At 63.7% G+C, this 23,744-nt stretch carries 19 protein-coding genes; 12 read left to right on the plus strand and 7 right to left on the minus strand.

Annotated features, from left to right (window positions below):
• Positions 1-20 precede the first annotated feature (20 nt).
• Positions 21-887, minus strand: a complete 867-nt coding sequence (locus R6258_RS11445) for a nitrilase-related carbon-nitrogen hydrolase (RefSeq protein WP_318450337.1) — start codon at positions 885-887, stop codon at positions 21-23.
• A gap of 612 nt (positions 888-1,499) precedes the next feature.
• On the opposite strand from R6258_RS11445, the gene R6258_RS11450 reads away from it, so the two are divergent.
• Positions 1,500-3,026 carry an NCS1 family nucleobase:cation symporter-1 gene (locus R6258_RS11450; RefSeq protein ID WP_318450339.1) on the plus strand — a complete coding sequence of 509 codons (1,527 nt, stop codon included), beginning with the start codon at positions 1,500-1,502 and terminating at the stop codon, positions 3,024-3,026.
• A 75-nt stretch (positions 3,027-3,101) separates the two neighbouring features.
• Here the strand turns inward: R6258_RS11450 and R6258_RS11455 are convergent, their stop codons facing one another.
• Positions 3,102-4,010 carry a LysR family transcriptional regulator gene (locus R6258_RS11455; protein ID WP_318450340.1) on the minus strand — a complete coding sequence of 303 codons (909 nt, stop codon included), beginning with the start codon at positions 4,008-4,010 and terminating at the stop codon, positions 3,102-3,104.
• 134 nt (positions 4,011-4,144) lie between these two features.
• Between R6258_RS11455 and R6258_RS11460 the strand changes: the two genes are divergently transcribed.
• From R6258_RS11460 to R6258_RS11475, 4 genes are read left to right on the plus strand one after another with little or no spacing between them, the layout of a single operon-like run.
• A complete protein-coding gene (locus R6258_RS11460) occupies positions 4,145-5,113 on the plus strand; it encodes a TAXI family TRAP transporter solute-binding subunit (protein WP_318450342.1) in 969 nt (322 codons plus the stop codon).
• A gap of 20 nt (positions 5,114-5,133) precedes the next feature.
• A complete protein-coding gene (locus tag R6258_RS11465; RefSeq protein WP_318450344.1) occupies positions 5,134-7,038 on the plus strand; it encodes a TRAP transporter fused permease subunit in 1,905 nt (634 codons plus the stop codon).
• A complete protein-coding gene (locus R6258_RS11470; protein ID WP_318450346.1) occupies positions 7,035-8,414 on the plus strand; it encodes an acyclic terpene utilization AtuA family protein in 1,380 nt (459 codons plus the stop codon). Before R6258_RS11465 ends, R6258_RS11470 begins: the two co-directional genes overlap by 4 nt.
• Positions 8,407-8,799 carry a hypothetical protein gene (locus R6258_RS11475; protein WP_318450348.1) on the plus strand — a complete coding sequence of 131 codons (393 nt, stop codon included), beginning with the start codon at positions 8,407-8,409 and terminating at the stop codon, positions 8,797-8,799. The genes R6258_RS11470 and R6258_RS11475 overlap by 8 nt, the downstream gene beginning before the upstream one ends.
• A gap of 63 nt (positions 8,800-8,862) precedes the next feature.
• Here R6258_RS11475 and R6258_RS11480 read toward each other — a convergent pair whose 3' ends face one another.
• Positions 8,863-10,215, minus strand: coding sequence for an MFS transporter (locus R6258_RS11480; RefSeq protein WP_318450350.1), 1,353 nt, complete (start codon positions 10,213-10,215; stop codon positions 8,863-8,865).
• A gap of 377 nt (positions 10,216-10,592) precedes the next feature.
• Here R6258_RS11480 and R6258_RS11485 point away from each other — a divergent pair, with 377 nt between their 5' ends.
• Positions 10,593-11,171, plus strand: coding sequence for an ANTAR domain-containing response regulator (locus R6258_RS11485; protein ID WP_318450352.1), 579 nt, complete (start codon positions 10,593-10,595; stop codon positions 11,169-11,171).
• A 111-nt stretch (positions 11,172-11,282) separates the two neighbouring features.
• Here R6258_RS11485 and R6258_RS11490 read toward each other — a convergent pair whose 3' ends face one another.
• Both R6258_RS11490 and R6258_RS11495 read right to left on the minus strand, forming a co-directional pair.
• A complete protein-coding gene (locus tag R6258_RS11490) occupies positions 11,283-13,004 on the minus strand; it encodes a peptidoglycan DD-metalloendopeptidase family protein (protein ID WP_318450354.1) in 1,722 nt (573 codons plus the stop codon).
• 194 nt (positions 13,005-13,198) lie between these two features.
• A complete protein-coding gene (locus R6258_RS11495) occupies positions 13,199-14,032 on the minus strand; it encodes a pirin family protein (protein ID WP_318450356.1) in 834 nt (277 codons plus the stop codon).
• A 98-nt stretch (positions 14,033-14,130) separates the two neighbouring features.
• Between R6258_RS11495 and R6258_RS11500 the strand changes: the two genes are divergently transcribed.
• Together R6258_RS11500 and R6258_RS11505 are read left to right on the plus strand one after the other, a co-directional pair.
• Entirely contained in the window at positions 14,131-15,081 is a 951-nt protein-coding gene (locus R6258_RS11500; protein ID WP_318450357.1) for a LysR family transcriptional regulator, read from the plus strand.
• Between the two features lie 49 nt (positions 15,082-15,130).
• Positions 15,131-16,135: a glutathione S-transferase family protein gene (locus tag R6258_RS11505; protein WP_318450358.1), complete on the plus strand. Its 1,005-nt coding sequence runs from the start codon at positions 15,131-15,133 to the stop codon at positions 16,133-16,135.
• 119 nt (positions 16,136-16,254) lie between these two features.
• Here R6258_RS11505 and R6258_RS11510 read toward each other — a convergent pair whose 3' ends face one another.
• Positions 16,255-16,713 (minus strand): YaiI/YqxD family protein, encoded by a 459-nt coding sequence (locus tag R6258_RS11510; RefSeq protein WP_318450360.1) that lies wholly within the window; start codon positions 16,711-16,713, stop codon positions 16,255-16,257.
• A 421-nt stretch (positions 16,714-17,134) separates the two neighbouring features.
• On the opposite strand from R6258_RS11510, the gene R6258_RS11515 reads away from it, so the two are divergent.
• Both R6258_RS11515 and R6258_RS11520 read left to right on the plus strand, forming a co-directional pair.
• Entirely contained in the window at positions 17,135-18,844 is a 1,710-nt protein-coding gene (locus tag R6258_RS11515; RefSeq protein ID WP_318450362.1) for a DEAD/DEAH box helicase, read from the plus strand.
• Between the two features lie 116 nt (positions 18,845-18,960).
• On the plus strand, positions 18,961-19,074 hold the full coding sequence (locus R6258_RS11520; RefSeq protein WP_318450364.1) for a 30S ribosomal protein THX: 114 nt from the start codon (positions 18,961-18,963) through the stop codon (positions 19,072-19,074).
• A gap of 99 nt (positions 19,075-19,173) precedes the next feature.
• On the opposite strand, the gene R6258_RS11525 is transcribed toward R6258_RS11520, so the two are convergent.
• Positions 19,174-21,117, minus strand: coding sequence for a transglycosylase SLT domain-containing protein (locus tag R6258_RS11525; RefSeq protein WP_318450366.1), 1,944 nt, complete (start codon positions 21,115-21,117; stop codon positions 19,174-19,176).
• A gap of 135 nt (positions 21,118-21,252) precedes the next feature.
• On the opposite strand from R6258_RS11525, the gene R6258_RS11530 reads away from it, so the two are divergent.
• Positions 21,253-21,594, plus strand: coding sequence for a YkvA family protein (locus R6258_RS11530; protein ID WP_318450368.1), 342 nt, complete (start codon positions 21,253-21,255; stop codon positions 21,592-21,594).
• A gap of 112 nt (positions 21,595-21,706) precedes the next feature.
• Positions 21,707-23,605: a molecular chaperone HtpG gene (htpG, locus tag R6258_RS11535; RefSeq protein WP_318450370.1), complete on the plus strand. Its 1,899-nt coding sequence runs from the start codon at positions 21,707-21,709 to the stop codon at positions 23,603-23,605.
• The last annotated feature ends 139 nt before the right edge of the window (positions 23,606-23,744 follow it).

The following is a 23,744-nucleotide window of genomic DNA, read 5'->3' on the forward strand; positions in this document are numbered from 1 at the left end:
GTACTTGTCGGGGCTGTTGGCTATTCGCCATCCGTGAGTCGCGTATAGGTCTCGGGCCGGCGGTCGCGGAAGAACTGCCAGGTATTGCGAATCTCGCGGACCATCGCCAGATCGACCTCGTGGATCAGCAGCTCGTCCTCGCTGGCGCTGGCCTTGGCCTCGATCTGGCCGCGCGGATTGGCGATATAGGAGGAGCCGTAGAACTCGCCGATATTCCAGGGCGCTTCGCTGCCGACGCGGTTGATGGCGGCCACGAAACAACCGTTGGCGGCGGCCGAGGCGGGCTGCTCTAGTTCCCACAGGTATTGCGATAGCCCGGCGACGGTCGCCGAGGGGTTGAAGATGATCTCGGCGCCGTTGAGCGCCAGGGCACGCCAGCCTTCGGGGAAGTGGCGGTCATAGCAGATATACACGCCGATCTTGCCGTAGGCGGTGTCGAAGACCGGCCAGTTCGACTGGCCCGGCTTGAAGAAGTACTTCTCCCAGAAGCCGGCTACCTGCGGGATATGCGTCTTGTGATACTTGCCGAGATAGCTGCCGTCGGCGTCGAATACCGCAGCGGTGTTGTAGTAGATACCGGTGACGGTTTCCTCGTAGATCGGCACGATGATCACCATGCGATGCTTGGCCGCGAGCTTTTGCATCATCTGGCAGGTGGGCCCCTCGGGGACTTTCTCGGCGGCGGCGTACCACTTCTTGTCCTGGCTGGGGCAGAAGTAGGGCTGGTTGAAGACTTCCTGGAAACACAGCACCTGGACGCCGGCCTCGGCGGCTTGCTCGATGTAGGGCAAGTGCGCCTCGTTCATGGCGTCGCGAATGGCGGCCGGCTCGAGGTCGGTCTCGGTCTTCAGGGCCATCTGGATCAAGCCGATCTTCACCTTTTCCATCAATCGTTCCTCATCTTGTGCTTGTTGTTGTGCCCGTTGCGAGCGGTCATGCTTCTGATTAAAAACCTGACTGTATAGTCAGGATAATGGAAAGCTAGTCGCTTATCGGGAATTCGTGCAAGTGGTTTTTTAAACTCTACCGGGATGCTCTAAGTGATGGTAACTCGTTAATTAATAAAGCATTCCCGGTCTAAGGGCAGAGAGCGCACTTCCAGGGTGCATCTGGGAGTGTTCGTTTAAATACAATTAAAACAATAATTTATGTTTATTCATGAATCGTTGAGAGGCAGCGGTTAACGCTGTTATGCACCCTCTTGGAAATTGACTAGAGTGTCAGGATGCTTGCCTATCATCTTCCAGGGCCGTGGCCTGAATCACCTTGGCCATAGGGATTGAAAGTTGACGACTTGGGCAGGTTTTGATGTGTTCATTAAAATCAATAACTTGTTGCAAGCGGACGTTAATGACGGGCTGGCTTTCAACGACGCTGCGCCTGCAAAATCGCCGAATTGGGCACGCTTCTTGCGAGGAGACGGCAAGCGAGGTCAGCGTTCAAAACATATTCACGGCTTCCCGCAAGGGAGTCGGCAGCCGCATGAGGAGACAACAACAATGACGGCAAACATTTCACGCTCGGTGCAGCGTGGCGAACTCGTCGAACTCGAGGTCGGTGACGACGTGCGCGAGAGTTCACGCTTCAATGAAGATATCGCCCCGACACGGCTCGAGGAGCGTACCTGGTCGCGCTGGAACGTCGCCGCGCTATGGGTCGGCCTGTCGATCTGCGTACCGACCTACACGCTGGGCGGCATCCTGACCGCCTATTTCGGCCTCTCGGTGAGCGAGGCGCTGGTCACTATCCTGCTTGCCAACATCGTGATCCTGTTGCCACTGACGCTGAACGCCTTCCCGGGCACCAAGTTCGGCATTCCGTTTCCGGTGGTGTTGCGCTCGTCGTTCGGCATTCGTGGTTCCAATGTGCCCTGTTTGATCAGGGCGCTGGTGGGGTGCGGTTGGTTCGGCATCCAGACGATGTTCGGCGGGCTGGCGATCCATCTGTTGCTGGCGGCGATCTTCCCGCCCTGGCGTGCGCTGGAAGGGCTCGGCGAGGTCATCGGTTTCTTCCTGTTCGGGGCCATGAACCTGTACGTGGTGATCCGCGGCGCCGAATCGATCAAGTGGCTGGAAACGCTCTCGGCGCCGCTGTTGCTGGCCGTCGCCGTGGGGCTGATGGTGTGGGCCGTGCCGCACGTGTCGATGACCGAACTGCTGAGCCAGCCGCCGTCGCGTCCCGAGGGGGCGCCGGTATACGACTATTTCTTCGCCGGGCTGACGGCCATGGTGGGATTCTGGGCCACGCTGTCACTCAACATTCCCGACTTCAGCCGTTTCGCCAAGAGCCAGAAGGATCAGATCGTCGGACAGATCATCGGCCTGCCCTTGACCATGTTCTTCTTCGCTTCGCTGGGCGTGGTGATGACCGCGGCATCGGCGTCGCTGGTCGGCGAAACGGTCTCCGACCCGGTCAGCCTGATCGGGCGCATCGACAGCCCCTTCTGGGTGGTCATCGCCATGTTCTTCATCATCGTCGCGACGATCTCGACCAACACCGCCGGCAATATCGTTTCGCCCACCAACGACTTCCAGAACATCGCCCCCAAGCTGATCAACCAGACCCGCGGCACGCTGATGACCGGCCTGGTCGGGGTGCTGCTGATGGGCTACGACCTGCTGCAGAAAGCCGGCGTGATCGTCTCCGACGTGACCCTCGAGAGCCTGTACTCCAACTGGCTGCTGGGCTATTCGAGCCTACTGGGGCCGATCGCCGGGATCATGATCGTCGATTACTTTCTGATCAAGCGGCAGCAACTGGACGTCGCCAGCCTGTACAAGGACGGCGCCGCGTACCCGGCCTACAATCCGGCGGGCTTCATCGCCTTCTTCGTGCCGGTGGCGTTGACCATCTTCTCGCTGGCGACGGGTGCCTGGACCTGGTTCTACGATTACGGCTGGTTCACCGGCTCGGCGCTGGGCGCGGTGGTCTACTACCTTGCCAGCCAGTTGCTCGGCAAGCCGGCGGCGGCGCCCGTACCCGGGACGGCCGCACCCGGCACGGCTGCCGAGAAAGCCAACGGCTGATCGCCGAGCGTTCAGCCAAGCAAGCCACGCGTCCGTCCCGGTGCCGGGCGCGTGGCTTTGCCGTGCCCGTGATGGCTAGATGTCGACGCTTCGCGGGCCGTCTCGGGGAATGTCGATCATCGCCAGCATGGCGCTCGCGGCAGCCGAAAGCGGGTGGCGGCGACGCATGATGACGCCGAGTTCGCGGGGGATGTCGGGTTCGATGAGCCGGCGGTGGGTGATGCCTTCGCCGGCGATCTGGCGAAAGCTCAATGAGGGAAGCACGCTGATTCCGACCCCGGCGGCCACCATGCGGCCTACGGTGGCGATCTGGCTGGCCTCACAGATGATATCCAGGCGTGCGCCGATTTCGGCCATCACGGCGTCGATGTCCTGACGCGAGCTCGAGCGTCGATTGATGCCGATAAACGGATAGGCCGCAAGCTGCGACCAGGTAACGGCCTTCCGCTCGAGCAGGGGATGCCCCAAGGGACACACCGCCACATAGCGATCGACCATCAGCGGCTCGAAGACCAGATCGTCGGCATTGAGCGGGGCAACGGAAAATCCCATGTCCGCGCGCCCCTCGCGCACCAGTTGATTGACCTCGTCGGCGAGCACGTCATGCAGGCTCAGGTTGATACGCGGATGACGCGCACGAAAGTCGGCGATGAGCCCGGGCAGCAGGCCGGCTGCCAGTGTCGGCAAGGCCGCCAGGGTGATCTTGCCGCGCTCCTTGAGGAAACGTTCGTTGAGATCCTCGAAAGCCTCCGCCCAGTCGTCCAGCAGGCGCACCGCCACCGGCAGGAAAGCGGCCCCCTCGGGGGTCAGCGCCAACTGACGGGTCGTCCGCGCAAACAATGGCCCGCCGACCGTTTCCTCCAGCTTGCGGATGGCAATGCTCAAGGCGGGTTGCGAGAGGTGAATGCGCTCGCTGGCTTCGGCGAGGCTGCGTGACTGGGCGACGGCGACAAAGGCCTTGAGCTGTTTGATGCTGGGATTCATTTATTTAATTTAATAAAACTTAAAAAATATTCAATATACAAAACAAAAGTCCGGGGCGACTCTGCCAATGAGCGGTGCCCGCCAGAGGCGCCTCCTACAACAACAAGGGCCTTGCGCGGCCCACGGAGCCAACCATGAAAACGCTACTCACCGCGGCAGCGGCCAGCCTGGCCGTGCTTGCATTCAGTTCCGCCAGCTACGCCGATCAGCGCCTGCTGATCGGATCGACGTCCAGCTCATCCAGCCATTACAGCTACTTCGTTGCCGTCAACCAGATCATCAACAACCAGGTCGAAGGCGTTAGCTCGTCGGTGGCCGAAACCGGGGCAACGGTCGACAACCTGCGCCGGCTGAGCCGCGATCAGATCGACCTGGGCCTGGTGACGACCAATACCGGCTACCACGCCTACCAGGGGCAGGGTGAGTTCGAGGGACGGGCCGTCGATAGCCGGCTGCTTTGGGTCTACACCGTGGCGCCCCAGAACGTGGTGCTGCGCGAGGACGCCGGCGTCAGCGAGCTCGCCGGGCTCGACGGCGTGCGTCTCAACCCGGGCATCACCGGCTCGGCGACCGAGGCCACCACCGAAGCGGTCATGAAGACGTTGGGCATCGAGCCCGACTACGTTCGTGGATCGACCAGCGATGTGGTCAGTGCCATCAAGGACGGCCGTATCGCCGGCTATGTCAAATCCGGTGTCGGCGATCGTCTCGATGGGTCGACCATGGATATCGCAACCTTCACGCCGATCACCGTCCTGGGATTGAGCGACGACCAGGCGGCGACGCTACGCGAACAAATGCCCGACGTGGCCGTCGTCGACGTGCCGGCCGGGGCCGCCGAGAACGTGCCCGCCTACACGACCTGGGCGTTCGGCGTGGCGGTGCATGCGAATCCCAACCTCGACGAGGAAACCGCCTACCAGATCGTCAAGGCGGTGATGGAAAATCCCGAACCTCAGGCCAACGCCTTCTCCGCGATCAAGGGTGCCGACATGGCGAAAATGACCCTGCAGGTGGGCAGCGTGCCGCTCCATGCCGGCGCGGCCCGCTACTATCGTGAGCAGGGGCTCGAGATCCCCGACGCCCTGAAGCCGGTCGAGTGAGCAGCGAGGTGCGATTCGACATGCGCAAGCGGCTGACCACGGGCCTGGCCCTGGCACTGGGTGGGTTGATTCTCTACACCTCGGCGATGGGGCCCTTTGCCAGTCTGGTCCAGCGTGGGCTCTTTCTAGCCCTGGTGCTGCTATTGGGATTGACGATCTATCCGCTGGCGGCGGGCACCCGCTGGCGTCCCCTGGGCGTGGCCATCGACCTGGTGCTGGCCGTTGGAGTCTGCGTGGCATGCGGTTACGTCGTCCTCAACCATCAGCGGATCCTGACCGAGCTGCCGTGGGCCACCCCGTGGGACATGGCCCTGACCGGAGTATTGCTGGTCGCCATCCTCGACCTGTCGCGTCGCGCGATCGGGGCGATCTTTCCGCTGCTGGTGCTGGCGGGACTGGCCTACGCGTTCTTCGGCTCGCTGATCCCCGGGGCGCTGGGGCACCGGGGCTTCGGTCTGGCCTTCGTCACCGAGACGCTCTATCTCGGTGATCTGGGTGTCTGGGGCATGCTGGTCGGCGTGGCGGCGACGACGATCGCCGCCTTCGTGCTGTTCGGCTGCCTGTTGCTGCACACCGGCGGCGGGCAGGCCTTCATGGACCTGGCCTTGCGCATCAGCGGGCGTTCGCCGGGCGGGGCGGCCAAGGTGGCAACGGTCGCCTCGGGGTTGTTCGGGATGGTCAGCGGCAGCGCGGTGGCCAACGTCGCGACCACGGGCAACTTCACCATTCCCATGATGAAGCGGCTGTCCTATCCGGCGCCCTTCGCGGCCGGGGTCGAGGCCGTGGCATCGACGGGCGGCCAGGTGGCGCCGCCGATCCTCGGTGCGGCGGCCTTCATCATGGCCGAAATCATCGGCGAGAGTTACGTGCGGATCGCCCTGGCCGCGCTGTTACCGGCGATCCTGTTCTACCTGGGAGTCTTCCTGACCATTCACCTGGTGGCTAGACGCCGTCGGTTGCAGGTCGTGCCGGAAGACGAGCTGCCGCCCTGGAGGGAGGTCCTGCGCCCCGGCCGGCTGGTGCCGGTGCTCGCTGCGCTCGCCGGGCTGTTCTATGGAGTGCTCAGTGGCCGCTCGATCCAGACGGCGGCCTTCTTCGGCATTTTGATGACCGTCGTCAGTTATACCGGTTTCGCATTGGCCGGTGGCGCGGGGATGCGCGACGTCGCGGCCAAGCTGCTCGCGGGATTGATCGATGCCGGCAAGGGCATGGTGATCATCGGCGCACTGCTGGCCGGGGCGCAGATACTGGTGGCGATGATCGGCTTGACCGGGATCGGTGTCACCCTGGCCGGGTTGATCGTCGACCTGGGCGGTCAATCGATGTTCCTGGTGGCGCTCATCGTCGGTGCCGTGTGCTTGATCCTCGGCATGGGAATTCCCACCACGGCGGCCTATGTACTGGTCGCGTCGGTGCTGGCGCCGGCGCTGACCGAGATCGGCGTCGAGCCGTTGATCGCCCATCTGTTCGTCTTCTACTTCGCGACGCTGTCGGTGATCACGCCTCCGGTGTGTGTCGCGGTCTTCGTCGGCGCGGGGATTGCCCAGACCGGCTGGCTACCGGCAGCCGGCGAGGCCATGCGCCTGGCCGCGGCGATCTACGTGATTCCTTTTCTGTTGTTGATCTATCCGGCGCTGGCCGGCTTCGGCGGGTGGCTCGACATCCTGCTGGCGGCCAGTCAGGGCACGGTCTTCGTCATCGCCTTCGCCACCCTGATGGCGCGCACCGCGTTGACCGGAAGCCGGACGCTGGACGCCCTGGCGTTGCTGGTCGTCATTGTCCTGGCGCTGACTCCGGGCTGGGCGACCACCTTGGCATCGATGCTGGCGCTCGGCGGTCTCTACGCGCGCCAGCGTAGCCGCCGGCCTCTGTCGAACGGCACGCGGAGCGCAGTGGGCGGGCCCCCCGGGGAGGGTCGGTCATGACTTTTCTGCTGGGCAGCGGGGCCGGATTTTCCGGGGATCGCACCGATGCGGCACCCCCCGTGGTTGCGGAGCTGATCCGCCGCGGTCAGCCAGCCGCGCTGATCTTCGAGACGCTGGGGGAGCGAACGCTGGCGGCCGCCCACCGGGCGATGCGCGAGGACCTGCAAGCCGGCTTCGAGCCGCTTCTCGAGGAGCTGCTGGAGCCGGTCCTCGCCGACTGCCATCGTCACGGAATCGCCATTCTCGGTAACTTCGGCGCCGCCAATGTCGCCGGTGCCTGCCGCGTGGTCCGGGAGCTGGCGGCGCGCCAGGGCTGCACGGGGCTGCGCATCGGTCAGGTTCACGGCGACGACGTGCGCGACCGGCTCGAGTCGCTCGACCTCGAACCCTGGGAAGCCGAGACGCGTGCGCTGCCGATGGGCGAGTCGCTGATTTCGGCGAACGTCTACCTGGGTGCTGCGCCCTTGGTCCAGGCGCTCGAGCGGGGCGCCGATGTGGTGGTGACCGGCAGGGTGGCCGATCCGGCGCTGTTTTTGGCGCCGCTGGTTCGCCACCATGGCTGGGCGTGGGACGACTGGGATCGGCTCGCCGCGGGGATGATGGCCGGTCATCTGGGGGAGTGCGGGGCACAGGTGAGCGGTGGCTATTTCGCCGACCCGGGGTTCAAGGAGGTCGCCGAGCTGGCGACCCTCGGTTATCCGATCATCGAGGTCGAGGCGGATGGCCGGTTGGTCATCACCAAGCCGGCCGGTACCGGCGGCTGCATCGATGCGCGTACCGTCAAGGAGCAGCTGCTCTACGAAGTGCACGATCCGGCGCATTACCTGACGCCCGACGTGGTCGTCGACCTGACGCACGTGGTGGTCAACGAGCTGGGGCGGGACCGGGTCGAGGTTCTCGGTATCCGGGGCAAGCCGGCGCCGGCTCGGCTCAAGACCACGGTTTGCTACGACGGTGGCTGGCAGGGCGAAGCCGAGATTTCCTACGCCGGTCCCAACGCGCTGGCCCGGGCGCGCCTGGCGGTGTCGATATTGCACGAACGGCTGCGCTTCAGGGCACCCGCCGAGTTGCGCAAGCGGCTGGACATCATCGGCCACATGAGCGTTTTCGATGACGACCTGGGTCGTCTGCGACAGCAAGACCAGCACGCCAACCCGGCGGGGGACTATCGCGTGCGGCTGGCTTGCGAGCACGCCGAGCGGCGCTGGGTCGAGCGCGCCACCCAGGAACTCTTGGCCCTGTACTGTGCCGGTCCTGCCGGTGGCGGCGGAGTCCGGCGGCACTTTCAGCGCCGCGTGCATACCGCATCGTTTTTGGTCAGACGTGACGATGTCACGGCCCATGCTTCCCTTTACGAGGATGCCGCCCATGAGTGACGCCCCATTCGGCGCAGCGCATGACGGGGGCGATGGCGTCACCGTCACGCTGCACCAGCTCGCCCACTCCCGCGCCGGCGACAAGGGCGATCGTCTCAACCTTTCGCTGTTCGCCTACGACCCGCGTCATTATTCGCTATTGCTCGAGCAGATCACCGAGCCGCGGGTATTGGCGCTATTCGCCCATCGCGGAGCGAGCCGGGTGCGGCGCTACCCGATGCCGGGACTGGCCGGCATGAATCTGGTGATCGACGACGTCCTCCAGGGCGGCGTCAATGGCGCACTCAATCTCGACGGCCACGGCAAGACGTTGTCCTTCTTGCTGCTGGGACTGACCGTCACGTTGCCTCGGTCGTTGTTGCCGGAGCGGTTGCCGGCGAAATGAGCCGAGGCGCAGTAACGAACCCCGCCCCGAAGAGCGGCGTTCGTGGTTTGCACGGGTCAGGTTTCAGCGAAGCGACAGGCCGGCAGTGGCGTTGCCCTCATCGGACGCAGCGCGGTAGGCGTCGTCCTCCTCGGCGAGCACCTGCGGCGAGAAGCGCACCAGGAACGTGAAGAAAGACGCCACCATGACCGCCATGCCCAGGTACAAAAGGCCCTGCTGATAGCTCAGCGATTCGGCGCGAAACAAAAAGCCGGCGGCAACGGCCCCGGCATTGCCTCCGGCACCGACGATGCCGGCGACCGCGCCCAGGGCGTTACGGTTGACGAAAGGCACCACACCGAAGGTGGCGCCTTCGGCCATCTGCACGAACAGGCTGAATACCAGCATGGTGCCGATGGCCACGGCGAGCACTTGCATCTGGGCGAAGAACATCAGCGCGATACCTTCGCAGAACATGGCGATGAACAACCAGCGCACACGACCCCTGAGTCCGCCATGGCGGGCGAAGAGATCCGAAAACACGCCACCCAGAGTGCGGGCGAATAGGTTCATCAGGCCGAACAGCCCGGCGATCAGGCCGGCGGTGGCCAGGTCGAGTTCGAAATTGTCGAAGAAGTAGATGGCGGCAATGTTGTTGATGGTCAGCTCGACACCGAAACAGGCGGCATAGACCACGAACAGCGCCCACACGCGTATGTCCCTGGCGGCAGCGCCGAAGGTGCTGCGCATGCCGTATTCCTGCTCGGCACGCGGCAGTTCGCCGCGCTCACGGAGCTCCTCGAAGTTGCCGTCCGGGGCGTCCTGGGTCAGGTAGTAGTACGCGATGCCGGTCAGGAGCAGCACGATGCCCGGAACAACCATCGCCAGGCGCCAGCCCAGCGTGGCTTCCACGCCGAGCATCATGATGCCGGCGAATATCAGCGGCATGAGTATCTGCGTGGTGCCACCACCCAAGTTGCCCCAGCCGGCGGTGGTGGCGTTGGCAGTGCCCACCACATTGGGGCCGAACATCACCGAGGTGTGGTACTGAGTGATGACGAACGAGGCGCCAACCGCGCCGATCGCCAGGCGCGCCAGGAAGAAGCTTTCGAAACTGTCGGCGAAGCCGATCATCATCACCGGCAGCGAGCCCAGGCACAGCAGCCAGGTGTAGGCCTTGCGCGGGCCGATCTTGTCACAGAGCACACCGATCGCCAGGCGAACGATGACGGTGATCGCTACCGAGGCGATGATGGTGTTGCCGATCTGGGTCTTGGTCAGGCCGAGATCGTCGCGTACCACCGCCATCAACGGGGCGATGCCGAACCAGCCGAAGAAGCAGATGTGGAAGGCGAACCACGAGAGATGGAAGGCCCGCATCTGCGGACTCTTGACGCTGAACAGGCGGATCCTGTTGGCTTTGTTGCGAATGTCCATAAGGCGGTCCTCATCGAGTCGGTGCCGAACGCGAAATCATGGGCCTTCGCCATTGAAGGTCCGGGTTCGACGCACTCGTGCTCGCGGGCAAGCCTGGTCCACGTCTGTCTGCAATGAGTACTGCATCAGCCGTGCCAACATTCAGCGCAGCTTCTCTTTCAGGCATTTGCGTCCCGTTTGAGGGCTGTCGGCGGCTCCATCGCATCGATGAAGCGCCGCTTTGGCGCATCCGCCGAGGCGTTTGCACTATGAGAAGGCGCCATGAAGAGGCGCAATGTCATTCCGGTACGGTTCTGCCGGCGAATGGTCAGCGGGCCGGGGGCTGGCTCGATTCGTGCATGACTTCGAAATAGAGATCATCATAGGCGAGGAAGGGCATGACCCTCAGGGTATTGATCGTGAATGCCAGGGCCGAGCGTGCTCGTGCGTTGGACCCGGGACTGGTCGAGGCGGGCTTCGATGTGGTGGCGACCGTCGACGAGAGCGAGGACCTCTACACGGCCATGGATCGTCTGCAGCCCGACGCGGTGGTCGTCGACGCGGCATTGCCCAGCCGCAATACGCTCGAACATCTCGGCCAGTTGGGGCGACGCTTTCCCAAGCCGATGATCATGCTGGCCGAGGAGGAGACTCCCGAGTTGGCCCGGCAGGCCGCCCGGGAGGGGATCAGCGCCTATGTCGTCGACAGCGTGATGCCGGCGCTGGTGCGCTCGATGATCAATGTGGCCGTGGCCAGCTTCGAGGCGCATCGTGCGCTCAAGGGCGAGCTGACGCGCACCCAGGAGAGCCTGGCGCAGCGACGGGCCATCGATCGCGCCAAGACGCTGCTCATGGAAAACCGCAGCTGCGGCGAGGATGCCGCCTATCAGCACCTGCGCACGACGGCCATGAATCGTCGCATGACGATTCATGAACTGGCCCAGGAACTGATCGCCGCTGTGGGCAAGAAGTCTTAGAAGAGACAGTGCAAGCCAGCCCCGAATGGGGCTTTGGCACTTTGAGCGCAGTCGCGGAAACGAAGACGCCCCGCGATGCGGGGCGTCTTCGTTAACAGCGCGGCCATGCTGTCAGCTACCGTCGGGGTTTCTCTTACTGGGCGTCGAGGCGCGAGCCAGCTGAGCGCCACCGCTGGTTTCGAGCTTGGCCAGGAGTTGCTCGGATTGCTGCTTGAATGACGCCAATGCCTGCCCAGACAGGCTCTTGTTTTCAGGCAGCTTGACGCGCATGGCGTCGACCTGGCGATTGTTGACCATGACTTCGTAGTGCAGGTGAGGGCCGGTGCTTCCGCCAGTGTTGCCCGACAGCGCGATCTTCTGGCCCATCGTCACCCGCTCGCCTTCCTTGACCAGGCTCTTGGACAAGTGCATGTAGCGGGTCTTGTAGCCGTTGTCGTGGCGGATGACCAGGTAGTTGCCCGCACCGCCGGCCTGGAAGGCGGTCTTGATGACGCGGCCGTCCGCGGGCGCTTCCACCACGGAGCCGGTACGCATGGCGAAATCCGTACCGCGGTGCGGACTGATGCGCCCGGTTATCGGGTGATGGCGACGCAGGTTGAACGGCGAGCTGATGCGATGGTGACCTTCGAACGGGTAGCGGTCGAAGGCCGGGTCCAGGCTTTGGCCGTCCGGTGTATAGAAACGGTCGTCCTCCGGATTGCGGACGACCGTCAGCTCGGTCCGCTCGCCTTCGTAGCGAGCCGCCAGAATGCGCGAGTCCAATGTCTTGCCTTCGACCATGTCGGCTTCGACCAGCACCTGGAAATGGTCGCCACGGCGTGTGTCGCGACGGAAGTCGATCTTCTTCGACAACAGGTTGCTGAGTTCTGCCACCTCGCTGTATGAGAGCCCGGTGGCGCCTGCCGAACCGGCGAAACTGCCACTAACCGTGCCCGCAAACAGGCGCTGGGTGGCTTCTCCGGCCTTCTCGATATTGGCGATGTCGAATGTTTGCTGCTCTGCGTTGCGCTCGATGAGATATCCCGAGCGGGCATCGTTCATCACTCGCAGGGCCAGCAATTGACCCTCTTCATCGAGCTGGAAGTCGATATTGTCGCCGACACGCCAGTTCGTCAGTGCCTCGTCGTTCGGCAGGCTGTCCAGCAGGCGCAGGACTTCGCTATAGCCGAGACCAAAGGTACGCTCGGCCATGACGGCGAAGGTATCGCCCTTTTGAACGGTATAGGTTTCCCACTGGGGTACGAACTCTTCCTTGGCCACGAGTTCGTTCTCGAGTTCGACTTCGTCGCCGTCGAGAATCATGGGGTCCGTGGACAGGTCTTCGTAGGAGGTACCCCCGATGAGATCCTGTTCCGGGTCGTCGAACAGTTGCAGTGCAATGTGTAGCGCCTGAGCGTCGAGTGCGATCTCATCGGCGGGGGGCTGCGAAGCCGGTGCCGGCTGCGTGGGGGCGTTGGCCACTGCACGAGGCGCTTGAGGCTGGAGTACCGTGAGATCGGCAGAGGGATCCGTTTCACGGGCCTGGGCCGTTTCGATGAAATTCAGGTCGACGACTTCCTGAGCCGTCAGGGCGATCAGGGGAATGTCCCGGCCGATAATGCTGGAGCTGGACGACTGAGCCCTCTTGGGTACGGCCTGATCCAGAGCCTGGGTATCGACTGCCGAAGTTGGAACGGCAAGGGCGAGACTGACTTGTTTAGGCGTGCCGGTAGTAATATCGGTTTCGTTTGAAACGGCCAAAATCTTGTGCGTGCCCAGCACAGTAACCATGGTGGCGACGGGTAACAGCAGCAACTTGTGCGTGCGGGGCAGCGAATGGAAAATTCGCAACATAAAGGGCCTAGGTGCATGTAAATGGAGGAAAAAACCCATGCACCATAACCCATGCCATATAGCCTGCCTAGCCTGTACAGGTGTACAGGCTTTAAACTTCTAGCCAACGGCTACTCTACATAAACAACCGGTTACTGAATAGCTACATAATTCCTTCTTTGCAAAAACTTTATCACGGATTGGACAAGACTTTATCACTTGGCCAAGGTGCCGTCGCGATAATCGCGTAATGCCTGATCGAGTTCCTCGCGCTGATTCATCACGAAAGGGCCGTAGTGAGCGATCGGCTCGCCATGTGGATGACCAGCCAAGAGCAGTACCTGCGCGCCTGAGTGGCTGGACAGTGTCAGCGTTTCGCCCGCACCCAAGCTTGCCAGCCGCTGCGCTGAAACTGTTTCCCCGGCTATCTGCAATTCGCCCTCGAAGACATAGGCCAGCAAGGTCGGCGCATCCTGTTTCAACGTTAGCGTCGCTCCCTGGGCAAGGCGGACATGGGCGATTCCAGCCTGCCCCGCCAATTCATCCAGCGGTCCGTCGACAGCATGAGTCGCCGTCGCCCAGTGCCCGCCCAGTGCGCTGAGCTCGCCGCCTTCCTCCTCCAGACGCGGCATCTCATCGCTCTTAATATCACGATAGGTAGCCGGACTGAGCTTGTCACGCGCGGCCAGGTTGATCCATAGCTGGAAGGCATGGAGCCCGGCATGATCGGTCATCGGCATTTCCGAATGAATAATGCCGCGGCCGGTATGCATCCATTGGGCGTCGCCGCTGCCAATGGAACTGCTATGGCCGAGGTGGTCTTCATGCATCAATCCGCCGTGCACGACGTAGGTCAGTGTCTGAATGCCGCGATGCGGATGCGGTGGGAACCCGCCGATGTATTCGTCGGGGTGCTCCGAACCAAGCTCGTCTAACATTAGAAAGGGATCAAGCCCGCCACCGAAATCGTGGATGCGGGAAATCTTGACGCCGTCGCCGTCCTGGCTGGGGTGGCTGGAAACAAGGCGGTTGATTGTGCGCTGTGACATCGTCTTTACCTCGCTTTAATTGCAATGATTGCATTGTAGGACGACTTTTTCGAAGAATAAGCGCATAGTTTTGCCTTCTTCATTCGAGGAAAACGAAAATGTCACGAGTGACCCTGGCTCAATGGCAGATGCTTGCAGCGGTCGTCGATCATGGCGGCTTTGCCCGTGCGGCCGAAGCGATCCACAAGAGCCCCTCGACGCTCAATCACGCCGTTCACAAGCTCGAAGCGCAGCTTGGGGTGTCGATTCTCGAGCCGGTCGGGCGTCAGGTGCGGCTCACCGATGCAGGCGAGATGCTGTTGCGCCGGGCGCGTCAACTGATCGAGAACGCCGCGGCCCTGGAAGAGGTCGCCGAGGGTATGGCGGCGGGGCTGGAAGCGGAAGTGTCGTTGGCGGTCGATCAGATATTCCCACCCGATGCGCTGGCCGAAGCGCTTCAGCAGTTTTCCCGCAGCTACCCGCACGTACGCATCCAGCTTCACGAAACGGTGCTCAACGGTGGGGTCGAAATGCTCTACGACAAGCGTGTGGACCTGGTGATCTCGGGGCTCGCCGCCCAGGGCTTTCTGGGCGAGCCCCTGGTGACCCTGCGGTTCATCGCCGTGGCCCATCCCGCTCATCCGTTGCACGCCCTGGCACGCACTCTCGATCTGCGCGATCTGATCCAGCATCGTCAACTGGTGGTTCGCGATTCGGCCTTGCGCCAATCGATGGATGCCGGCTGGTTGAAGGCCGAGCAGCGCTGGACGGTCGGCCATTTGGCGACTTCGCTGGACATGCTCGAGCGTGGGCTGGGGTTTGCCTGGCTGCCCGAAACACGCATTCGGGAAGCGCTGGCCGCACGGCGTCTCAAGCCGTTGCCGTTGGCTGCGGGAGGCATACGCGAGGTCCCCATGCAATTGATCTTCCAGGATCGCGACCGGGCCGGGCCGGCGACCCACGCCATGGCTCAGGCGCTGCATGAGGCCGTCAATGCCTGTTGTCCCATCAATGACGATTCGTTTTATTCGAAAGAACAGGCGGAAAACTTGCAGAGTAGCGTCGAATGAATCGGTTTAAGCTGGAAGGAAATGGCTAACCGATATTCAGGAGACGACGATGGGCTTGTTGATCGAAGGCCAATGGCACGACCAATGGTATGACACCAAGGCGCATGGCGGGGAGTTCGTTCGAGAGTCGGCCAAGTTGCGCGACTGGGTGACACCCGACGGGCGACCCGGGCCCGATGGCCAGCCGGGTATACAGGCTCAAGCCGAGCGCTTCCACCTCTATGTTTCGCTGGCTTGTCCCTGGGCGCACCGTACCCTGATCCTGCGCAAGCTCAAGGGGCTGGATGGGTTGATCGGCGTCTCCCATACCAGCCCGCTGATGCTCGATCAGGGCTGGACGTACAATCGGGCGGAGGGTTCCAGTGGCGATCCCATCAATGGCGTCGATTATCATCATCAGCTCTATACGCTGACCGATGGCCGTTATACCGGCCGTGTCACCGTACCGGCGTTGTGGGACAGGCAAGCCCGACGCATCGTCAACAACGAGTCGGCCGACTTGGTGCGCATGTTCAACGGCGCCTTCGACGAGCTGACCGGCAACACCCTGGATCTCTATCCCGAGGATCTGCGAGAGACCATCGAAGCGATCAACGCTGATGTCTACGATCACATCAATAACGGGGTCTACAAAGCCGGGTTTGCCACCGAGCAGGACGTCTACGACAAACACGTAACGGCCCTGTTCGAGGCGCTCGGGCGCATGGAGACGCGCCTGGGCGAGCAGCGTTACCTGGTCGGGGAATGGCTGACCGAAGCGGACATCCGGCTATTTACCACCCTGGTGCGTTTCGATGCCGTCTATCACGGGCATTTCAAGTGCAATCTGCGGCGTATAGCCGACTATCCCAACCTGGCGAACTACCTGCGCGAGTTGTACCAATGGCCGGGAGTCGGCGAGACGGTCGATTTCGACCATATCAAGCGCCACTACTATGCCAGCCACGCCACCATCAATCCCACGGGTATCGTGCCCAAGGGGCCGATCCTCGATCTCGAGCGCCCCCATGACCGCGAGCGCCTACCGGGGCGAGGCATTCGCGAGAAGGGCTGAAGCTACGAGCTACGGGCTACGAGCAGTAAGATTGCAGGATGGCGGCGCTGGTGCATCATAAGCTGAAGCCCGAAGCCCGAAGCCCGAAGCCCGAAGCCCGAAGCCCGAAGCCCGAAGCCTCATGACTTCTTGGCGTGGCGCTCCAGCCAGCGATCCAGGGCGTTGGCGAATTCGCGACGCTCGCTGTCGCCATAGCCGCTAGGGCCAGCGGTGTGTTCGCCGCTGGCGCGCAGGGTTTCCATGAAATCGCGCATCTGCACGCGGGCGCGGATATTGTCCGGGGTCAGCGCCTCGCCGCGATTGGTCATGACTTCGGCGCCCTTGTCGATCGCCTCCAGGGCGAGCGGCAGGTCGGCGGTAACCAACAGATCGCCGCTTTCGATGCGTCGGACGATCGCGTTGTCGGCGGCGTCGAAGCCGCTGGCGACCGCCAGCGGCTTGACCCAGCGCGAGGGCGGCAGAGGCACCTGATGGTTGGCGACGAACCAAGCCGTGGTCCGGGTGCGCTCGGCGGCGCGGATCAGGATATCCCGCGCGGCGCGCGGGCAGGCATCGGCATCGATCCACAGGCTGGGCATCGGTCTCTCCCGGTCGGATAATTAGGCGGCGAATGGAAAAGGGGTAGGCAAACCCTACTCGACGATGGTAGCATGCTTGCTCCTCGCATGTGCTGACCCCACCATCCAGCTGATTCGCCCCCATCGAAATGCCAACGGGCAGGGGACGTTTCTCTCGCAAGGCGCGCAGTTCGACTCGACGAGCGACTGCCTCGAGCGCCAGGTGCATTGATGGAACGCCACAGTTGCCGACTCGGCTCCGGCGTGCAAGGTCGCCACACTGTTCGTCCGTTTCCGCATTCCGCGGTGACGCTAGAGAAGCGGACAGGATGCAGGTGCGACCCGGTACCTGTCACGTTGTCGACGATTTGATCGACAGCCGCAATCGACACGGTGCCACGACAATTTCCCGCCGGTGACTGCCGGCTACTCAAGGTGTGATATGACCTCGACTTCTGTCGCCTCGCCGAGCTTCGGCGACCTGGCACTGCTGCCTGCTGTGCTCTCCGCCCTGGAAACCCTGGGCTATCAGAATCCTTCGCCGATCCAGGCGCAGACCATTCCTGCGCTGCTGGAAGGCCGTGACATGCTGGGCCAGGCCCAGACCGGTACCGGCAAGACCGCGGCGTTCGCGCTGCCGGTGCTGTCGAAACTCGAACTGACCCGCCGCGAGCCGCAGGTGCTGGTGCTGGCGCCGACCCGTGAGCTGGCCCAGCAGGTCGCCGTGTCGTTCACCAAGTACGGCCAGAACCTCAAGGGCCTGGAAGTGGCCAGCCTGTGTGGCGGCCAGGAATATCGCGAGCAGCTCGGCGCGCTGCGCCGCGGTGCGCAGGTGATCGTCGGTACCCCCGGCCGGGTGATCGATCATCTCGATCGCGGCAGCCTCAAGCTGGACGGTCTGTCCGCCTTGATCCTCGATGAAGCCGACGAGATGCTGCGCATGGGCTTCATCGACGACGTCAAGCGCGTGGTCGCCGATACGCCCAAGGATGCCCAGCGGGTGTTCTTCTCCGCGACGCTGCCGGCCGAGATCGAGCGTATCGTCAATCGCTACCTGGTCGATCCGGTCAAGGTGGCCATCGAGTCCAGGGCCGACACCGCGGCGAGCATCGACCAGCGCCTGGTGCGCGTCGATGGCGGTGCCAAGCTGGAAGCGTTGTCGCGGATTCTCGAAGTCGAGCCGGTGGATGCGGCGATCGTCTTCGTGCGCACCCGTGCCGCCTGTACCACCCTGGTCGAGCAGTTGACCCTGCGCGGTATCAATGCCGCGGCGCTGTCGGGCGATCTGGACCAGAGCCTGCGCGAGCGTACCGTCACCCGGCTCAAGCGTGGCAAGATCGACGTGCTGGTGGCGACCGACGTGGCCGCCCGTGGTCTCGACGTGCCGCGCATCACTCACATCATCAATTACGATCTGCCGCAGGACAGCGAGGCCTATACGCACCGCATCGGGCGTACCGGTCGTGCCGGGCGCTCGGGTGTGGCGATCACCTTCGCCGGTGTCCGCGAGACCCGCAAGGTACGCTGGCTGGAGCAGGCCACCGGCCAGACGCTGACCGATACGCAACTGCCCGACGAAGCGGCGATTCGCGGTCATCGTGACGAGCGCTTCCGCGAGCGCGTCATTGGCGCGCTGACCGCCGGTGCGGACGCGCAGCGTAGCCTGATCGAGCGACTGATCGACGAAGGCCAGGACCCGGTCGAACTGGCTTGTGCCTTCGCCGCCATGGCGCGTGCCGACGAGGCGCCCATCGGTCGCCTGCCCAAGCCGGGCGCACGCAACGATCGCGATGGCTCGCCGCGCGACGGTAAGCCGCCGCGCCGCCGTGACAGCGGTCCCAGCGAGGGCATGACGCGCTATCGTGTCTCGGTGGGCCACAAGGACGGCGTCAAGCCGGGCCAACTGGTCGGCGCGCTGGCCAATGAAGGTGGTATCGAGGGCGCGCGTATCGGTCGCATCGATATCCGCAACGCCTTCTCGGTGGTCGAGCTGCCCAGTTCGCTGCCGACCTCGATCCTCGCCAAGATGGCGCGTGCCCGGGTCGCCGGCCAGGCGCTGGAGATCGCCGAGGACCAGGGCGCGCCGACGGAGCGTCCGGCACGTCGTCGCAGCAGCGATGACGCGCCGATTCGCCGCCGCTCGCGGGCCTGAGACGAATGCCGCTGCGACTTGACCCTGATTCTTGACCCAAGCGCCGGACGGTCACCACACTGAGGGGCAATCGCCTACGGGCGGTTCGACACTTCAGCGGTACACGGAGGTGACAGATGGCCAAAGGTGATATTCGCAGCCGGCGCGGCAAGGTCGCCAACGGTTCATACGGTCGGCGGCGGCCTAGCGACCAGCGTCAGGCCGAGCGCTACAGGCAGCGCGGCTACTGAGCGCGACGGTTAGCGAAATGCAAACGGGGGTGGCCATTGGCCACCCCCGTTTTTTTGCCGCACAGGCCGAGCCGGACGGCTTCGGCACCTTCGAAAGATTCAGTTGCGGGCCAGCAGCGAGGCGTCGTAACGATGCTGGCGTTCGCTGTCGTCGAGCATGGCGATGCCCTGGGTGTCGCCGCCGTTGGCCAGACTGGCGAAGATCACCCGGTAGGCGAGCACGGCCTGTACATAGGCCCGGGTCTCGCGATAGGGGATGCTTTCGACGAACAGGTCGAACTCACGGGGCGCCTCGCGCAGCCAGCGATCGACCCGGCCCGGGCCGGCGTTATAGGCCGCGACGGCGGCCAAGCGGTTGCCGCTGTAACGGTCCATCATCTCGCGGATGTAATGACTGCCCAGACGGATGTTGCTTTCGGGCTGATAAAGCTCCTCGGGACTGGGCCGGTCGAAGCCATGGCGATCGCTGACGTGCTCGGCGGTACCCGGCATCAGTTGCATCAGCCCGCGTGCCCCGACCGGCGAGTGTGCCTGGGGGTTGAAAGCGCTTTCGCGACGCGCGATGCCCATCAGCAGAAACGGGTCGACGTCGGCGCGCTCGCCCCATTCGCGAAAGCTGGCCCGGTAGGCCGGCGGAAAGCGCCAATCGAGCGCGTCCCACTGGTCAGAGAGAATCGTGGTCTGAACGGCCATCGCGTACCAGCCCCGGCGCAGGGCGTAGTCGGCCAGCGCGCGGGCCTGCTCTTCGCTGGCCTGCTGCGAGGCGTAGTACCACTCGCTGCGCGCCAGTCCCGGTTCGCCGATACGCATCAGCGCTTCGGTGCGCTGAACCGTCGGCCAGTCATCGACCATCTGGCGATAGGCGTCGTTGAACTCGGCGAGGTGACGGTTGAGCGCGTAGGGCCGGCCGAGCCGGTCGGCAGCGGCGAAGCCGTAGAAGCTGCGCTGATCGGCGGCGGCGGCGAAGGCCTTCGCCGCGGTCTGCTCGTCGCCTAGCTCGTCCAGCGCGCGGCCCAGCCAGTACTGCCAACGGGCATCCTGACGCGGGTCGTCGGGCATCGCGTGGACCCAGTCGATGACGCCTTGCCAGTCGCGCTCGGCCAGTGCGCGGCGCACCCGCAGTTCGAGCAGGTCGCCGTCGGCCAGCCGGGCCAGGTTGGCGTCCACCCAGGCGCGGTTGTTGACGATCTCGCGGGCCATCGAGTAGAACGCCAGGTCTTTCTCGATGGTATGCCGCTGGGCGTCGCTGAGCGCCAGATACGGGGCGATCTTGCGCCAGGCTTCGAGCGCGGCTTCGGTATCGGCGCGGGTGAACTGGTGCATGGCCGCCATGAACAGCGTCGTGCTGGCGCCGTCGGGGCCGACGTCGCGGGGCACCCGGGTGATGGCCGAGTAATCCTTGCGCAGCCGCTCGAGGGCTTCCTTGGCGCCGCCCCAGCCTGCGGGTAACTGGCCTTCCAGATAATTCATCAGCCCGGTTTCGCCGGCCTCCCAGGCCAGCATCAGACGCCGCCAGATCGCCTTTCCATCGATCTCCCCGCGCGCGCGCAAGGTGTCGAACAGCGAATTGCATTCGCTGGGCTGGGAGCGCCCGGCGAGCCACAGTTCGCGTCCACCTGCGGCGGCGGCGGCCGGGTCGCGGTCGAGCAGGGCGGTGTAGTAGTAGCATTGGCGGATCGTGCCGCGGGGTTCGCCATCACTGACCGCGAGGAGGTCGCTAAAGCGTCCGGCCCGGCCATACTCGATCTCGGCGATGCCGCGCAGCCAGTCGCCGAGCGGCGAATCGGCATAGCGCGTCAGGTAGGCGTTGACGGTCGCCGGGTCGACGTTGGGCAGGCGCTCGCGCAGGCGGTGATACTCGACATACCCGGCCAGCACATGGTCGTCGATGGCGGCCTGATCGATGCGGTTCCACTGATGGTTGCGGGCGGCTTCCAGCGCATTGCGCATGGCGCGGTCGGCGGCCTCGTCGGCGAGGGCCGGCAGGCTCAGCAATAGTGCGCTAATCAGCGCGAGTCCACGGCGGGGAACTCGAAAAGGCATCGGCGACTCCTCGTTCATGCTTGCCTATCGGATACGGACTGCCTCATCCTCGCCGATAGCGCTGCACTTGAGTAGTGTTGTTTGGTGTCCATGTACTATTCGGCGGTCCGGCGTGCGACACAAGGAGAGATCGAGATGGCGGGATTCAAGGCATGGAACATCGCCGCGCGTCTCAAAAGACGCGGCGGCGCGCTGGCGCAGATGGCGCGGGCGATGCGTTTGTTCGTACCCATGTGTAGCGATGTCCTGCGTGGGCGCTATCGCCCGGTGCCCTGGTCGGCAATCGGCTGGATGGCGCTGGCCGTGGTGTATCTGGTTTCGCCAATCGACCTGCTACCCGATTTCCTGTTGCTGATCGGGGTGGTCGACGACGTAGTGATCGTCGGCTGGCTGCTGACCCGCGTGGACGCGGCGCTGGCCGATTACCGGCGCTGGAAGGGCGTCGACATGCCGGTGCGCCGCCCGCCGCCGCGCTGAACCGCCCCTTGTTGTCGGCTTTCCGCGGATCGAGCCGGCAAATGCTTGAAATGCCTGCCCGGGGCCCCATATCGGTGACGGAACGTTGTTCAACACCATGAGGGGCCGCTAAATGACAACCGCCACCCATGAAGAGACCCTTGGCTTCCAGACCGAAGTCAAGCAGCTACTTCATCTGATGATCCACTCCCTGTATTCCAACCGGGAGATTTTCCTTCGCGAGCTGATCTCCAATGCCGCCGATGCTGGCGACAAGCTGCGTTATCAGGCGTTGGACAACGACGCGCTCTACGAGGGCGACAGCGACCTGCGCATCGAGATCGAGCACGACGCCGAGGCCAACACCGTGACGGTGCGCGATAACGGCATCGGCATGACCCGCGAGGACGTCATCGCCAACCTCGGCACCATCGCCAAGAGCGGTACCGCCGAGTTTCTCAAGCAGCTTTCCGGTGAACAGCAGAAGGACGCCAAGCTGATCGGCCAGTTCGGGGTCGGCTTCTATTCGGCATTCATCGTCGCCGATGAAGTCACCGTACGTACCCGGCGCGCGGGTAGCGAGGCCGGCGTCGAATGGCGTTCGCGCGGCGAGGGCGAATTCACCGTCGCCGATATCGACATGAACGCGCACGGCACCGAGATCGTCCTGCATCTCAAGGATGACGCCAAGGAGTTCGCCGACGATTACCGGCTGCGCAGCCTGGTGCGCAAGTACTCCGATCACATCGACGTGCCGGTGCGCATGCTCAAGACCGAGACCGCCACCGACGACGACGGCAACGAAGTCGAGGGCAGCGAGGTCGTCACCTGGGAGACCGTCAACGAGGCCCAGGCGCTGTGGGTACGGCCCAAGAGCGAGGTCAGTGACGACGAGTACAAGGCGTTCTACAAGCACATCTCGCACGATTTCAGCGACCCGTTGACCTGGAGCCACAACAAGGTCGAGGGCAAGCTCGAGTACACCAGCCTGCTCTACGTGCCCGAGCGGGCGCCGTTCGATCTCTACGAGCGCGACGGCGCGCGTGGCGTGCGCTTGTACGTGCAGCGCGTGTTCATCATGGACGACGCCGAGCAGTTCCTGCCGCTCTACCTGCGCTTCATCAAGGGCGTGGTGGACACCAAGGATCTGTCGCTCAACGTCTCGCGCGAGCTGCTGCAGAAGGACCCGCAGGTCGACAAGATGAAGTCGGCGCTGACCAAGCGCGCGCTGGACATGCTCAAGAAGCTGGCCAAGGACAACGACGCCTACCAGCGCTTCTGGAATACCTTCGGCGCGGTACTCAAGGAAGGCCCGGCGGAGGACTTCGCCAACCGCGACAAGATCGCCGAGCTACTGCGCTTCTCGACCACCCACACCGACACCGCGACCCAGGATCAGTCGCTGGCGGACTATGTGGCGCGCATGAAGGAGGGCCAGCAGAAGATCTACTACATCGTCGCCGACAGCTTCAATGCGGCCAAGCACAGCCCGCACCTGGAGATCTTCCGCAAGAAGGGTGTCGAGGTGGTGCTGCTCCACGACCGTATCGACGAGTGGTTGGTCAGCCACCTCACCGAGTACGACGGCAAGAGCCTGGCCGACGTCGCCAAGGGCAATCTCGATCTCGGCGAGATCGAAGGCGAGGAAGAGAAGCAGGCCCAGGAGGAGACCGCCAAGGCCAAGGAAGACCTGGTCAAGCGCGTACAGGCGGCGCTCGGCGAGGACGTTCAGGAAGTCCGCGTGACCCACCGGCTGACCGATTCGCCGGCCTGCGTGGTGCTTTCCGAGAACGACATGGGCTTCCAGATGCGACGCATCATGGAGGCGGCCGGCCAGCCGCTGCCCGAGGTCAAGCCGATCCTCGAGCTCAACCCCGACCACGCGCTGGTCAATCGCCTCGAAAGCGCCGACGAAGCGTCGTTCGGCGACCTGGCGCGGATCCTGCTCGATCAGGCGATCATCGCCGAGGGCGGGCATCTCGACGATCCGGCGGCCTACGTCAAGCGCCTCAATGCCATGCTGACCGCCTAAACGTCGTGATGTGAGTCGATGCCGACCCGGCCTGCCCTTGGCAGGCCGGGTTTTTTGTGCGCGCTGTTTGCGAATCTCGCTAAATTCTAAGCAACTTTCGGTGACCAAGTTATGCTCAATAGTGTGCGTAGCGTCACTC

Source organism: Halomonas sp. HP20-15 (genome assembly GCF_033446685.1).
Taxonomy (GTDB): domain Bacteria; phylum Pseudomonadota; class Gammaproteobacteria; order Pseudomonadales; family Halomonadaceae; genus Modicisalibacter.